Consider the following 14,166-nt stretch of genomic DNA (forward strand, 5'->3'; position numbering starts at 1 on the left):
GAAAAAGATTTTTGGGGATTGGGGTGACTATCTGCATCAAGCAGATGTCTTTTCCCGGAAAAATACGCGAGCCAAAATATTGAGCAGCAAGACGGCCAAAGTGACCAGCAAGGCACCACCCCAAGCCAAACGGATCCAATTGTCGTAAGGGCTCATGGCAAACTGGTAAATAACCACGGGCAAATTGGCCATAGGCTTGCTCATGTCGGTGCTGAAAAACTGGTTGTTCAAGGCGGTGAACAACAAAGGCGCTGTTTCACCGCTGATGCGGGCAATGGCCAACAACAGACCTGTGATCACACCGCTTTTGGCAGCACGCAAAGTCACCGACAAGGACACTTTCCAGCGTGGTGCGCCCAGGGCAAAGGCGGCCTCGCGCAAGCTGCCGGGTACCAAGCGCAACATGTTCTCAGTCGTGCGCATGACGACAGGCACGGCAATCAAGGACAGCGCCATGCTGCCGGCATAACCTGAAAAGCGTCCCAAAGTGGCCACTGCGATCGCATAAACGAACAGACCAATCACAATCGATGGGGCGGACAACATGATGTCGGTCACGAAGCGCGTCAGCTCAGCCGTTTTGCTGTGGTCACCGTATTCGGTCAGGTAAATGCCCGCCAAGATACCGACTGGTGTGGCCACCAAAACCGACAAACCCACCATCATCAAGCTGCCCACAATGGCATTGCGCAAGCCACCGCCATCCGTGCCAGGTGCAGGCGTGTCTTGGGTCAGCATGTTCCAGTCCAATGCAGCGAAACCATTGCTGAAAAGCACCACCAAAATCCACATCAACACCGTGAGGCCCAAAGCCATGGCCACCATTGATGTGGCCATACCCCAAGCGTTGGCCATTCGGCGACGGCGGTAAAGACCTTGATCCATGTTCACAGCCATATCAGAACCCCTTGGCTTTCTCAGCCCGATTGATCATCCACTTGGCCAAGGCCAAGACCACGAATGTGATCACAAACAGCAAGAAGCCGAGTGCAAACAAAGAAGACATATGGAAATCAGCCGCTTCGCCAAACTCATTGGCCAAGGTCGAAGCGATCGACGTACCTGGCGAGAACAAGGAAGTGGGCATGCGGTTGGCATTGCCAATCACGAAGGTCACGGCCATCGTTTCTCCCAGGGCTCGGCCCAGGCCCAGCATGATGCCGCCAATCACCCCTTTTTGGGTGTAAGGCAACACGATCCCGCGCACAACCTCCCAGGTGGTGCAGCCCAGGCCATAGGCCGATTCGCGCAAGATGGGTGGGGTGATTTCAAACACATCGCGCATCACGGCCGCCACAAAAGGCAAAACCATGAACGCCAAAACAATGCCTGCGGACAAAATGCCCATGCCATTGGGCGCGCCGCCGAACAAGAAGCCAATCAAAGGCATGCCGCTCATCAAGTCGCGCACAGGCACTTGAAAGTAGTCGGCAAACAAGGGCGCAAACACAAACAAGCCGAACATGCCGTAAATGATCGATGGCACAGCGGCCAACAATTCAATGGCGGTGCCCAAGGGGCGACGCAACCACACCGGGCAAGTTTCGGTCAAAAATACCGCGATACCGAAAGCCAGAGGCACTGCAATCAACAAGGCCAGACCTGCACTGGACAAGGTACCCACAACGGCAAAAGCCGCGCCGAACTGCTCGTTGTTCACGTCCCATTCTGCGTACCACAGAAATGGCACACCAAATTTGGCAAACGTGGGCCAAGCATTGACAAACAACGAAATGATGATGCCTGCCAGTGCAGCGAGCACGATCAAGGAGAAAAGCTGGGTTGATCTGTGAAACAAAACATCTTGAAACCTCTGGCGCTTGGCCACGGCCAGCATTTGGCTGCTGTCTTTTGCTTCAGAAAGGGAATTTTGCATGCGGGAGTCCATCCAACAATGACCATCAAAATCAACAGAAAATCCGTCGGCTGAACGCTTTGTCAACCGACGGATCACTGTTTTAAAGCACCGGAATTACTTCTGGATTTGTGACCAGACGCGTGAACGGATCTGATCGGTCAGGCTGTCAGGCAAGGCCACATAGTCCAGGTCAGCGGCCATTTTCTTGCCGTTCTTGAAGGACCAGTCAAAGAACTTGAGCGCTTCGTTGGAAGCAGCTTTGTCAGCAGGGTTCTTGTACATGACGATGAAAGAAGCGGTGCTGATGGGCCAGCTGGTGGCGCCCTTGGCGTTCACCATCGACACGCCCATGCCTGGAACGCTGAACCAGTCAGCGCTGGCAGCAGCAGCAGCGAAGGTCAGGTCATCGGGGCTGACGTAACGGCCGTCTGCGTTTTGAACTTGCATGAAGTTCATGTTGTTCTTCTTCACGTAGGCGTATTCCACATAACCCACAGAACCCTTCACGCGGTTGACGTTGGCAGCCACGCCTTCATTGCCCTTGCCGCCCACCGAAGTCGGCGCAGGCCACTTGACGGTGGCGTTTTTGCCAGGACCATCAGCCCACTCTTTGCTCACAGCGCTCAGGTAGTCAGTGAAGTTGAAAGTGGTGCCGGAACCGTCAGCGCGGTGCACCACAGTGATGATCTCATTGGGCAGGTTTTTGCCGGGGTTCAAAGCCACGAACTTGGGGTCGTTCCACTTGCTGATTTTGCCGGAAAAAATTTCGGCCAAGATGGGGCCTGTAACGCGCAACTCACCGGGCTTGAAACCGTCCAAGTTCACGATAGGCACCGTTCCACCAATGATCATGGGGAACTGAACCATGGCGTCTTTGTCCAAATCAGCGCCAGAAATAGGGGCGTCTGTTGCACCGAAAGTCACGGTCTTGGCGCGGATTTGGCGGATACCACCGGAAGAGCCAATGGACTGGTAGTTCAGGCCGACGTTGGTGGCCGCTTTGTAGGCTTCAGCCCACTTGGCATACACAGGGAATGGGAACGTGGCGCCAGCGCCGGTGATGTCGGCAGCCATGGCAGAGGCGGCCACAACGGTCATGCCAAGGGCAGCGATAAATGATTTCAGTTTCAACATTTGAACTCCTGGTTCAGGGTGGGGGAAATGGGGTTTCCGAAAAACAGAAACAAAACTGACTCTAATGTTCAATTATGACAATTTGATGTCATAAAAAATGCGGCGACGTTTCAAGACAAGGCTCAAGACAAGGTTCAAGCCATCTTGAGCCTTGTCTGATCTGGTGAATCGGTCACAGACCGATCAAGCCACCGTCCTGGCGTGTGATGACAATGGTGGCCGAGCGCGGACGACCGGCCACGCCATAACCTTGGTTGCCTGGCCACACGCTTTGAGGCGCACTGCCGGTTGACAAGGGTTTGGACAACTCGCCGGGATGCTGGATGTTGACAAACAAGGTGCGGCCGTCGGCGGTTTCTGTGATGCCGGTCACCTCAGCGCCTTTGGGGGCCACCAAAAAGCGGCGCAATTTGGCTTCACCCAAAGCGGCACCAACAAAAGTCTCTTGGGTGCCGGTTTGCTCCACCCCACCGATCACCATTTTGTTTTTGACGGTCACTTTTGCCCCGTCGCCCACCTGCCCGGGAATGGCCGCCAACATCATGCAATTGGTCTCATCGGTCATGGCACCATCGTCGGTCTGGATCCAGCAAATGCCCGTGGCCTTGCTGAACCACATGCCGTCAGGAGATGAGAAAGCGTTTTTGGCCGTGAGGCCAGACAGGTTGGCGTCACCCGCATCCTCTTCTGCACCAAACAGGAAAATGTCCCAAGTGAATCCTTTGGAAGTCGATTTGTTGTCCGCCTCTTTGAAACGGATGATGTGGCCATTGGGGTTGCCCATGCCTTTGTTGCCGTCCAAATCCATGTAAGCACGTGGGTTGGCCGCGTCCACTTTGGTGGGGGTGCGGTTGGCTGCGTTGTTGTTGGTGAGGGCAAAGTAGATTTCACCGTTGCGGTAGTTCACAGCACCCCACTCTGGTCGGTCCATTTTGGTGGCGCCCACCGCATCCGCCGCCAAGCGGGGGTTAACCAACACATCGGCTTGGTTGGCAAATTTGTAAGACGCAAAATTAGCGATGCGCGGAGCGGCGATGGTCAATTCCAACCATTCGCCCTGGCCTGTGGCATCAAAACGGGCCGCATACAACTTGCCTTCGCTCAGGTATTTGTCACCGGCCAGCATGCCGCCGCCAACATCGCGAGGATCCCAAACCGCGGTGCTCACGAACTTGTAGATGTACTCGTTGCGTGAATCGCAGCCCATGTAAAACGCCAAGGGCTCGCCCGCTTTGGGGATGCCGCAAACGGCGGCTTCGTGAGCAAAACGGCCCATGGCCACGCGCTTGGCGGGGGTGGAGGAAGGCGACAGTGGATCGATCTCGAAGTTGTAGCCGAAGGTGTTGGCTTCGTTGCGGAAATCTCTTTCGGCGTTGGCCCCTACAGCGGCCAAATTCCAACGGGCAAATCGGTCGTCGGTGGCCGACACGGTGTGCCAGCCTTGGCTGATGGCTTTTTGCACACCCGCTGCGGGGGCTGCAGCAGCCACGCCATAGCGGCGGCGTGCCGCCACTTCTTTGGGGGACAGGCCTGTGCCCGTACCCGTGGCCTGAAAGTAAAAGGCCCAGTTTTCTTCGCAGCCCAAATAGGTGCCCCAAGGCGTTTTGCCGTGGCCGCAGTTGTTCAAGGTGCCACGCGACATGGCACCAGCCGTGTCCCAACGGGTCACCATGAAGCTGCGGATGTTCTCGATTTCAGCGCGTGGGCCGCTGATGCGCGCCGGTGTTTGGGCCGTGAAGCGGCGGTTCAAAGGCGAATCCTGCTTGACGCGCCAGCCTTGTGGGGTTTTGACGATTTCGACCGCAGAAATCCCGTGGTGGTTGATTTCCTTGAGCACTTCCAATTCGGGGCGAGAACCCAAATCCCAGTCTCCAAATTGCGTGAATTTTTTGCCGCTGACGCCATTGGACGTTTGCCCATTGGGGTGCATGAAGTGCGCATCGGCCGAGCTTTCGTGGTTCACGCACAGCACGGCACGGCCTGTTTCCTTTTCGGTGTAGCGGCCATTGGCATCGATGTAGAAAATGTCCATGCCATCGTGGTGATCACCAATGCGACGCGCCCAGTCGTCCGATTCAATGCCCTTGTTGGAGTACGCAGGCAGGGCTGAATCCAGCACATCGCCCGTGGCGTGCAACACGGTGTATTGGTAGCCGGGCGGCAAGATCACGTTGTCCAGCAAGCTTTTGTCCACCGATGGAAATCCCAGGGCCGCGGGCGCTGCCGCCACGCCAGAGACCATGGATGCACATCCGGGCAGCATGGCCAGACCAGCCAAACCCAAACCACCGCGCAGCAAACCACGGCGGGCAGGGTTTTGCAGCGATTGGGCCAAAACGTCTTGGAAGTGCGGGTTGTCAGAGGTATTGAAAACGGGATCGTGGTCGTGGTGCGACATGAAAACTCCATTTGAAAACTCTCGATTGAAGGGGGTTTTTATGACCGTTTGATGTCAATCCAAGCATTCCGATGCACCCCGTTCTTTCACAGAGATGGCCAGAACATGTCATCTTGCTGTCACACAGAGGTGGCAAAGTTCATTGATTGATAATTCCAGAATCATCGAAAGGTTAACCATGAAAGTCGGTATCAACGGCATGGGTCGCATTGGCCGTTTGGCCCTGCGTGCGGCCATGGGCGCTGCCGAGCGCCAACAAGACGACCCCCGCGCAGGCAACCGCTTGGAGGTGGTGCATCTGAACGAACTCAAAGGCGGCGCTGCTGCCACGGCCCACTTGCTGGCGTTTGACAGTGTGCAGGGCAAGTGGCGTGAACACATCGAAGCAGAAGGCGACAGCCACATCCGCATCGGGGAGCGCACTTTGGGCTTTTCATCGCACGCCAACCCGGGGGACATCCCCTGGGGCGATAGGGGCGTGGACTTGGTGCTGGAATGCACCGGCAAGTTTTTGACGCCCGAAACAATCCAAGGCCACTTCGACCGTGGGGCCAAGCGCGTCATCGTGGCTGCGCCCATCAAAGTGGGCGATGTGCTGAACATCGTGGTCGGCATCAACCACACGCTGTACAACCCGGCCCAACACCGCATCGTGACGGCCGCATCCTGCACGACCAATTGTCTGGCGCCTGTGGTCCAAGTCGTGCACGAAGCCATTGGCATCAAGCACGGCCAAATCACCACCATCCATGACCCGACCAACACCAACTTGGTGGTGGACGCGCCACACAAAGACCTGCGCCGCGCCCGCAGCGCCATGATGAGCCTGGCCCCCACCACCACGGGCAGTGCCACAGCGATTGCCCTGATTTACCCCGAACTCAAGGGCAAACTCAATGGCCACGCGGTGCGGGCCCCGGTGCTCAATGCATCCCTCACCGACTGTGTATTCGAGATGAAACGCGAGACCAGCGCTGAAGAAGTCAATGCCTTGTTTGCGGCTGCGGCACAAGGCCCGCTGGCGGGCATCTTGGGCTATGAGGTCCGCCCCTTGGTCAGCGTCGATTACGCCCGAGACACACGCAGTGCGATTGTGGACGCGCTGTCCACGATGGTCACCAACGGCACGCTGCTCAAAATTTACGCTTGGTACGACAACGAAATGGCCTACGCCTGCCGCATGGTCGATCTGGCATGCCACATGAACGACGTTGGCATTTGACATGAATGCTGCTGAACGCCACTACGGCATCGTCACCGCCGCCTATTGGGGCTTTACCCTGACCGACGGTGCTTTGCGCATGTTGGTGCTGCTGCACTTTTACAAGCTGGGCTACTCGCCCTTCACCCTGGCTTTTTTGTTTTTGCTGTACGAAGGTGCGGGCGTGTTGGCCAACCTGATTGGTGGCTGGCTGGCCACGCGCTACGGCATTGCCCGTATGCTCACTGTGGGCCTGACCACGCAAATCATTGGGTTTGGTTTGCTCTCCGCACTGCAACCCGAGTGGACTGCGGCCATGTCGGTGGCCTGGGTGGTGTTGGCGCAAGGGGTGTGCGGTGTGGCCAAAGACCTGACCAAAACCGCCAGCAAATCGGCCATCAAAATCACGCAGGCACAAGCCAAAGACACGGGCAATGGCCAGCTGTTCAAGTGGGTGGCCTGGTTCACCGGCAGCAAAAACGCCATGAAGGGCTTTGGCTTTTTCCTGGGCGGTTTGCTGTTGGAAACCTTGGGTTTTCAGGGCTCACTGTGGGCCATGTCGGGGCTCTTGGCTTTGGTGCTGGTCGGGGTGGTGAGCAGTTTGCCCCCCATGATGGGCAAGAGCAAACCCTCAGGCTCGGCGCGTGAATTGTTTGCCAAAAATCCGGGCATCAACGCGTTGGCTGCGGCCCGCGTGGCTTTGTTTGGCGCGCGCGACGTGTGGTTTGTGGTGGGGGTACCGGTATTTTTGTACTCGTTGGGCTGGACCTTCACCATGGTCGGTGGTTTTTTGGCCGCCTGGACCATTGGCTACGGCTTGGTGCAAGCGCTGGCCCCGCTGCTGGTTCGGCGCAGCGCCGACGGCCTGAGCCGTGAGGTGCCTGCTGCCCAGTGGTGGTCTGCCGCCCTCATGCTCATCCCCTTGGCCATTGCCGCTGCTTTGTGGCTGCAAGCGCCGCACGTGCAGTGGTGGGTGGTGGGCGGTCTGAGCCTGTTCGGTTTTGCGTTCGCCATCAACTCCTCGGTGCACAGTTATTTGGTTCTGGCCTATGCGGGCTCTGAAAAAGCAGCTGAAGACGTGGGTTTTTATTACGCCGCCAATGCACTGGGTCGTTTCATGGGGACCTTGCTGTCGGGCCTTTTGTACCAGTGGGGCGGGCTGATGTATGCGCTCTTGGGCTCAGCCTTGATGCTGCTGTTGTGCTGGATGGCCACTCTGAGACTGCCCCTGGGTTTGCTTGAACGCCCCTCATCACCGTCTGAAGTCACCCCACCATGAACATCAAATTGTCGACTGCGGCCATGGAAGAAGATTGGGCGGTCACGGCTCTGGCGGCCTTGGCTCAATCTTCTCGCTTGCGTGTGTTCAGGGCCATCGTGGGCGCGAGTCCAGATGGCGTGCAGCCAGGTCAGCTCGCTCTGGCCTTGGAGGTGCCGGCCAACACACTGTCTTTTCACTTGAAGGAGTTGCACCATGCCGGTCTGGTGAGCGTGCGGCGCGAGGGGCGTTTTTTGCACTACCGCGCTGACATGGCCGTGATGCAAAGCCTGGTGGGGTTTTTGACCGCACACTGCTGTGGCGGTTTGCCTTGCACCGACATGCCGTCTGTGACGTGTGAAGTCTCCAACTGCTGAAAAGTACCGTTGCCGGCTGGCCTGTTTTCAGTGGTGTCCATGTGGGCCGTGTTGTCATGATTTCTTCCCATTTCAGTCCCATAATTGCGCCTTCGCAATTCAATACACTTCACTTCGCATGCAAACCAAGTCCCTTTACGCGGCCATTGATCTCGGCTCGAACAGTTTTCGACTGGAGATTGGCCAGATGGATGCGGGGCAACTGCGGCGCGTGGAGTACATCAAAGAGACCGTTCGGCAGGGCAATGGTCTGGACGCTGATCGCAACCTGACCGAAGAGGCGATGGCGCGGGGATGGGAGTGCTTGGCCCGCTTTGGTGAACGCATTTCAGGCTTCAAGCCGAACCAAGTGCGGGCAGTGGCCACACAAACCCTGCGTGAAGCGCGCAATCGTGACGAATTTTTGACCAAGGCCAAACACATTTTGGGTTTCCCGATCGAAGTGATTGCGGGACGTGAAGAAGCGCGCTTGATTTATTTGGGGGTGTCACACATGCTGCCCCAATCCGATGACCGGCGCTTGGTGGTGGACATCGGCGGCCGGTCCACAGAGATGATTTTGGGCCGACATGAAAACGCCACCACCTTGGAGTCTTACCGGGTGGGCAGCGTGGGCTGGTCCATGAAGTATTTTCCCAACGGTTTGTGGACGACCTCCGCCTTCAAAGCCGCAGAGATCGCTGCCAAAGCCGTGCTCGATGAAGCCCAAGTACTGTTCAACCGACAACACTGGGACAAATGTTATGGCTCGTCTGGCACTGTGGGGGCGGTGTGCGATGTCCTGACTGCCGCAGGCTGGCCTGAAGCCTTGGTCACCCGAGAGGGCTTGGCCTGGCTCAAAGACCGCTTGCTGAAAGCCCAAAAGCCCGACAACTTGCGATTGGATGGGGTCAAAGAAGACCGCAAACCCGTCATTGGCGGAGGCTTGGCGGTCTTGCAAGCTGTATTCGATCTGCTGCAAATCGACGAAATGCACGCAGCGCAAGGCGCCCTGCGGCACGGGGCCATGTTCGACCTGATTGATCGTGAAGGCATGCAAGATGTGCGTTCGTCGATGGTGGACTGGTTGGCCCAACGGTTTGGCACTGACAAGTTGCAAGCCGAACGGGTGTCTCGAACGGCGCAAGACCTGTTGGAAGATCTGATGGCGGACACCGTCAACACCCCATTGGCTGAGCGACAAAGGTATTTGCAAAAACTGCGCTGGGCCTGCCAATTGCATGAAACCGGCATGCGCATCTCTCACAGCGACTACCACAAGCACGGCGCGTACATTCTGGACAACACCGACTTGCAAGGGTTCACCATGGATGAGTTGCACCGCCTGAGCCAGCTGGTGTTGGGTCACCGAGGCAAGCTGCGAAAACTTGAATCCGAACTGGAAGATGTCAGCTTCGTCCAGCAACTCATGGCTTTGCGATTGGCCGTGATTTTGTGCCACGCCCGCCGTGACCCGGACTTGTCAGGGCTGAACTTGGTCTGCGATGCGCAAGGTCGCAGTGCGCAACTGAGCATCAAACCGGACTGGGCAGAACTTTGGCCGCAATCGGCGCACCTGCTGCGCGAAGAAAAAAACGCCTGGCTCAAAACGGACTGGGTATTTCAAGTGCAAATGAATTGAAAAAAATGGCGTTCAAGGCCGGTTCGAGGCTTCTTGAACGCCATGTAGCGGCATGCTTGCAAATACAGAAACAACTGTATAAACTGTATGCACCGTTAATTTTCAATATTGATCACCATGAACACCCACACCACTGTGACCGCCAACGCTGAAACATCTGCCAAAAAAGCCCCTTCGCGCAAGGCCGCTACAAAAGCAGCCCCAACCCAAGCTGCGCGCAAAGCCCCTCAAAAAGTGGCATCCCCCGCGAATGCCAAACCCAAAACACCTGCTCCAGCGCCTGCCCCCGTGGAAGTCAAAACCACAGCCCCCAAATCCGCTGCAAACAAATCCGCTGCAAACAAATCGGCTGCCAACAAGTCAGCTGCCAGCCCTGCGAAGCCTTTGAAGGACAAAAAAGTCAAAGTGGTGCGTGACAGTTTCACCATCCCCAAGAGCGAATTGCTGCAAATCGGCGAATCCAAAAAACGCGCTCTGGAACTGGGTGTTGAGATCAAGAAAAGTGAGTTGATCCGTGCCGGCTTGCAGGCCCTGACCCGCATGAATGATGTGACCTTCAAAAAAGCACTGGCCAGCGTGCCCACCATCAAAACGGGCCGTCCTGCCAAGTCCTGATGGTCAAATGCGATCAGGACAGAGCACGGCCTGCAGCAATGTTTGGTCTTGCCCTTCCCGATTGCGCCGGCGAACCCACCAAACAGCCCCCTTGCGAATGCCGCAAGCCGATTCTGACATCCCCAACAGTTGAGCCATCAACGCGCCCAAAGCGGGTTGATGACCAACCACCAACACGGGGTATTTGGCATCAGGCCAACCCGCAGTTTCCAAAATATCGGCCACTGTAGCGCCGGGTGACAAGGCATCGCGGACTTTGTATTTGCGACCCAAAGCACGAACTGTCTGCTCGGCCCGCACGGCTGGGCTGCTGAGGATGCGCGTACCTTGCGGCAACTGACTCTCCAGCCAAACCGCCATGCGCTCGGCTTGCTTCTTGCCGCGTGAAGTCAACACCCTGTTCATGTCGTCCTCATCCGGCTCGGCCTCATAGGCTTCGGCATGTCGCCAAACAATCAAGTCCATGGCGTTCAACTCTTTTGGGGTGAGGCGCTGTAGCGTTGAATCAAGGCGTTTTGTGCGCCATGACCTGGACCTGTCAAATCCACCCGGTGGTATTGACCATCGGAAGCCAAGTCCCAAGCATCGCGCCGATCGTGCAAGTAGGCGATCAGGCATTCGTCGATCAGGCGTTGACGCAAAGCCGGATCGGTCACAGGCCAAGCCAACTCAATCCTGCGCGTCATGTTGCGGCTCATCCAGTCAGCACTGGACAAGTAAAGCGACTCGTCTTGGTCAGCACAAAAATAGAACACGCGTGAGTGTTCCAAAAACCGCCCGATGACCGAACGCACCCTTATGTTTTCGCTCAAACCTGCCACACGAGCGGGCAGCATGCAAGCGCCCCGAACGATCAAATCGATCTTGGCGCCTTGCTGCCCTGCCTTCAGCAAAGCGTCAATCAGGGGCACATCGGTCAAGGCATTCATCTTGATGACGATCCGGCCCAACAATCCGCGAGATGCCGCATCACCTGCGGCAGCGATGCGCTGGATCATGTCCGCTTGCAAATGGAAAGGTGCGACCAACAAGCGCTTCATTTTGGGCAGACGGCTTTGGCTCGCCAAGTGGCCAAACAACTGGTCCATGTCGACGGTGATCAAAGGGTCGGCCGTGAGGTAACTGATGTCGGTGTACAAAGACGCGGTACGGCGGTTGTAGTTGCCGGTGGACAGATGGCCGTACCGTTTGAGTGAACGGCCCTCGCGGCGGGTGACCAGCAACATCTTGGCATGAGTTTTGAGGCCCACAATGCCATACACCACTTGCACCCCGATCGATTCGAGTTGCTCAGCCCAGTTGATGTTGGCTTCTTCGTCAAATCGCGCTTTGAGCTCCACCACGGCAGTGACTTCCTTGCCACGGCGCACCGCTTCACGCAGCAAATCCATCATGGTCGGATCACTGCCTGCTCGGTAAATGGTTTGTTTGATGGCCAACACGTTCGGGTCTATGACCGCCTCGCGCAAAAAGGCCAACACGCCATCGAAAGTTTCAAAGGGCTGGTGAATCATCACATCGCCGGCTTTGAGGCGCGTGAAGATCGAGCCGTTTTGGGGCAACTGCGCCGGGAAACTGGCCTTGTAAGGCGGAAAGAGCAATTCGGGCGCGTCCACCAAATCAATCAACTGCATGAGTCGAACCAAATTGACCGGTCCGTTCACACGGAACACCGACGATTCGGGCAACTGAAACTCTTTGCGCAAAAATTCAGCCAATTTGGGCGCGCAGTTGGCCGACACCTCCAGGCGCACAGCCTGGCCGTAGTTGCGGTGCTGCAAGCCTTGACGAAGGGCCATTCGCAAATTGGCGATTTCGTCTTCGTCGACAGACAATTCTGAATTGCGGGTCACCCGAAACTGCGAAAAATGGCCCACTTCACGCCCCGGAAACAATTCGGCGAGGTGGGCACGAATCACACTGGAGAGCAATACAAAAGCGGTGGTGCCATCGCACACCCGCGGTGGCAAAGGGATCAGACGTGGCAAGACGCGCGGGACTTTGACAATCGCAATTTCGTTTGAACGACCAAATGCATCTTTGCCCGACAACTGAGCGATGAAATTCAATGACTTGTTGGCCACTTGAGGAAAGGGATGAGCGGGGTCCAAGCCCACAGGGACCAGCAAAGGCTGCACCTCGCGCTGAAAGTAGCCGCGCACCCACTGTCGCTGGGCGGCGTTGCGCTCCCCATGCGACAACACACGGTAGCCACTGCGCTGCAGGGCGGGCAGCAATTCGTCGTTGTACAGCGCATATTGGCGAGCCACCATGGCACTGGTCTTGTCCCCCAAAGCGCTCAAAGAAGCCTCTGTGTAAGGGCCAGACTTGAGACCTTGCAAACTGCCCATGACATGGGGCTCTGCACGCACTTCAAAAAACTCGTCCACATTGGACGAAACAATGCACAAATAGCGCAAGCGCTCGAGCACCGGCACTTCCGGACGGTGTGCCCAATCGAGAACACGCTCATTGAACGCCAAGATGCTTAAATCTCGGTCCAACAGCATACTTCGATCGTCGTGGAGTGTTGTCACATCTTTTGAATAAGCCATGGCTCAGTATGAATGAATTTCAAGATCATTATAAGAAGCTGTGATGTCTATTTGCTGACGAAACAGTGAGTCAATGCCCTCTCTTTTTGGCTGAGACCGGGACCAGATTTTTCACAAAAAGTTCTACCGTCTTTGGCCATCCAAACGCTTCGGCCCTTTGCCTTGGTTCAGTCCGGCTCAGCTGTTGGCACTGCTCAACGGCAGCTTTCAGGTCCTCAGAAAGCACACCTCCTGTGATTTGCCCTTCCGTTGCACCCAAAACCTGCAAGGGACCATCGACAGGAAAAGCGGCAACCGGCGTGCCGCACGCCATGGCTTCGAGCATCACCAAGCCAAACGTTTCATTACGCGATGGAAACACGAACACATCGGCAGCGGCATACACCTTGGCCAATTGCTGGCGCGGCAGCACACCCATCCACAGCACGTTCGGGTAACGCGCCTTGAGCTGCTCCTCTAATGGCCCGACGCCACAAACGATTTGAGTACCCGGCAAGTTCAAGTCCAAATACGCATCGATGTTTTTTTCGTAAGACACGCGGCCTACATACAAGGCATATGGGCGTGGACAACCTTTCAGTTCAGGGATGTCCAAAGGTTGTTGATGGTGTTCAAACAAAGCGAGGTCCACACCATGCGTCCACGGCTTGAGCGATCGGAAACCTCGGCTTGCCAGCATGTCGAGCACCCCTTGCGTGGGCACCATCACCCCTGCAGAGGGGCTATGGAAACGGCGGAACAAGGCGTAACCCAAAAACAAAGGCACGCGCAAGGCCGCTTTCAAGATCTCAGGGAATTTCGTATGGAAAGCCGTGGTGAATTGCCAGCCTCTTTTCAAACAATGCTTGCGAGCAGCCCAACCCAAAGGTCCCTCTGTGGCAATGTGAACCGCGTCTGGCTGCAAGGCATCGAGCATGACAGCCAATGCTTTGTAAGGTCGGACAGCCAGGTCAATGCCGGCATAACCGGGGCAGCTGCGACTCTTGAACAAACCGGGGTGCAAAACCGTGACGTCGACGTCCCAAGGATCCAATGCTACGACCAATTCATGCAGCGTGGTCACCACCCCATTGATTTGTGGGTGCCATGCGTCTGTGATCAAGGCCAGCTTCATGCCGGCGCCGTCTCCACAGCGGGTGCCCGGTTGAT

General features: G+C 56.5%; 12 protein-coding genes. 5 read left to right on the forward strand and 7 right to left on the reverse strand.

The window, feature by feature from the left end:
- Positions 1 to 36: 36 nt before the first annotated feature.
- From pstA to Q0O19_RS04475, 4 genes are all read right to left on the reverse strand, one after another.
- Positions 37 to 891, reverse strand: coding sequence for a phosphate ABC transporter permease PstA (gene pstA / locus Q0O19_RS04460; RefSeq protein WP_295520452.1), 855 nt, complete (start codon positions 889 to 891; stop codon positions 37 to 39).
- A 7-nt stretch (positions 892 to 898) separates the two neighbouring features.
- Positions 899 to 1,876, reverse strand: coding sequence for a phosphate ABC transporter permease subunit PstC (gene pstC / locus Q0O19_RS04465; RefSeq protein WP_295520429.1), 978 nt, complete (start codon positions 1,874 to 1,876; stop codon positions 899 to 901).
- A 96-nt stretch (positions 1,877 to 1,972) separates the two neighbouring features.
- Entirely contained in the window at positions 1,973 to 2,992 is a 1,020-nt protein-coding gene (gene pstS / locus Q0O19_RS04470; protein WP_295520431.1) for a phosphate ABC transporter substrate-binding protein PstS, read from the reverse strand.
- Between the two features lie 172 nt (positions 2,993 to 3,164).
- A complete protein-coding gene (locus Q0O19_RS04475) occupies positions 3,165 to 5,390 on the reverse strand; it encodes an alkaline phosphatase PhoX (protein WP_295520433.1) in 2,226 nt (741 codons plus the stop codon).
- A gap of 178 nt (positions 5,391 to 5,568) precedes the next feature.
- On the opposite strand from Q0O19_RS04475, the gene Q0O19_RS04480 reads away from it, so the two are divergent.
- From Q0O19_RS04480 to Q0O19_RS04500, 5 genes are all read left to right on the forward strand, one after another.
- The gene (locus Q0O19_RS04480) at positions 5,569 to 6,612 is read left to right on the forward strand and encodes an ArsJ-associated glyceraldehyde-3-phosphate dehydrogenase (RefSeq protein ID WP_295520434.1); all 1,044 of its coding nucleotides are present in this window, start codon (positions 5,569 to 5,571) and stop codon (positions 6,610 to 6,612) included.
- Position 6,613: 1 nt separating this feature from the next.
- Entirely contained in the window at positions 6,614 to 7,870 is a 1,257-nt protein-coding gene (gene arsJ / locus Q0O19_RS04485) for an organoarsenical effux MFS transporter ArsJ (protein ID WP_295520436.1), read from the forward strand.
- A gap of 23 nt (positions 7,871 to 7,893) precedes the next feature.
- Positions 7,894 to 8,226, forward strand: coding sequence for a helix-turn-helix domain-containing protein (locus Q0O19_RS04490; protein WP_295520454.1), 333 nt, complete (start codon positions 7,894 to 7,896; stop codon positions 8,224 to 8,226).
- Positions 8,227 to 8,344: 118 nt separating this feature from the next.
- Positions 8,345 to 9,847 carry a Ppx/GppA phosphatase family protein gene (locus Q0O19_RS04495; RefSeq protein ID WP_295520438.1) on the forward strand — a complete coding sequence of 501 codons (1,503 nt, stop codon included), beginning with the start codon at positions 8,345 to 8,347 and terminating at the stop codon, positions 9,845 to 9,847.
- 117 nt (positions 9,848 to 9,964) lie between these two features.
- Positions 9,965 to 10,462 (forward strand): hypothetical protein, encoded by a 498-nt coding sequence (locus Q0O19_RS04500; protein ID WP_295520440.1) that lies wholly within the window; start codon positions 9,965 to 9,967, stop codon positions 10,460 to 10,462.
- Positions 10,463 to 10,465: 3 nt separating this feature from the next.
- On the opposite strand, the gene Q0O19_RS04505 is transcribed toward Q0O19_RS04500, so the two are convergent.
- The 3 genes from Q0O19_RS04505 to Q0O19_RS04515 form a co-directional block, all read right to left on the reverse strand.
- A complete protein-coding gene (locus tag Q0O19_RS04505) occupies positions 10,466 to 10,927 on the reverse strand; it encodes a histidine phosphatase family protein (RefSeq protein WP_295520441.1) in 462 nt (153 codons plus the stop codon).
- A gap of 5 nt (positions 10,928 to 10,932) precedes the next feature.
- The gene (gene ppk1 / locus Q0O19_RS04510) at positions 10,933 to 13,017 is read right to left on the reverse strand and encodes a polyphosphate kinase 1 (RefSeq protein WP_295520444.1); all 2,085 of its coding nucleotides are present in this window, start codon (positions 13,015 to 13,017) and stop codon (positions 10,933 to 10,935) included.
- 70 nt (positions 13,018 to 13,087) lie between these two features.
- A complete protein-coding gene (locus Q0O19_RS04515; protein ID WP_295520455.1) occupies positions 13,088 to 14,131 on the reverse strand; it encodes a glycosyltransferase family 1 protein in 1,044 nt (347 codons plus the stop codon).
- Positions 14,132 to 14,166 lie beyond the last annotated feature (35 nt).

Origin of the sequence: Limnohabitans sp. Rim8 (assembly GCF_945869175.1) — a bacterium.
Classification (GTDB): Bacteria; Pseudomonadota; Gammaproteobacteria; order Burkholderiales; family Burkholderiaceae_C; genus Limnohabitans_A.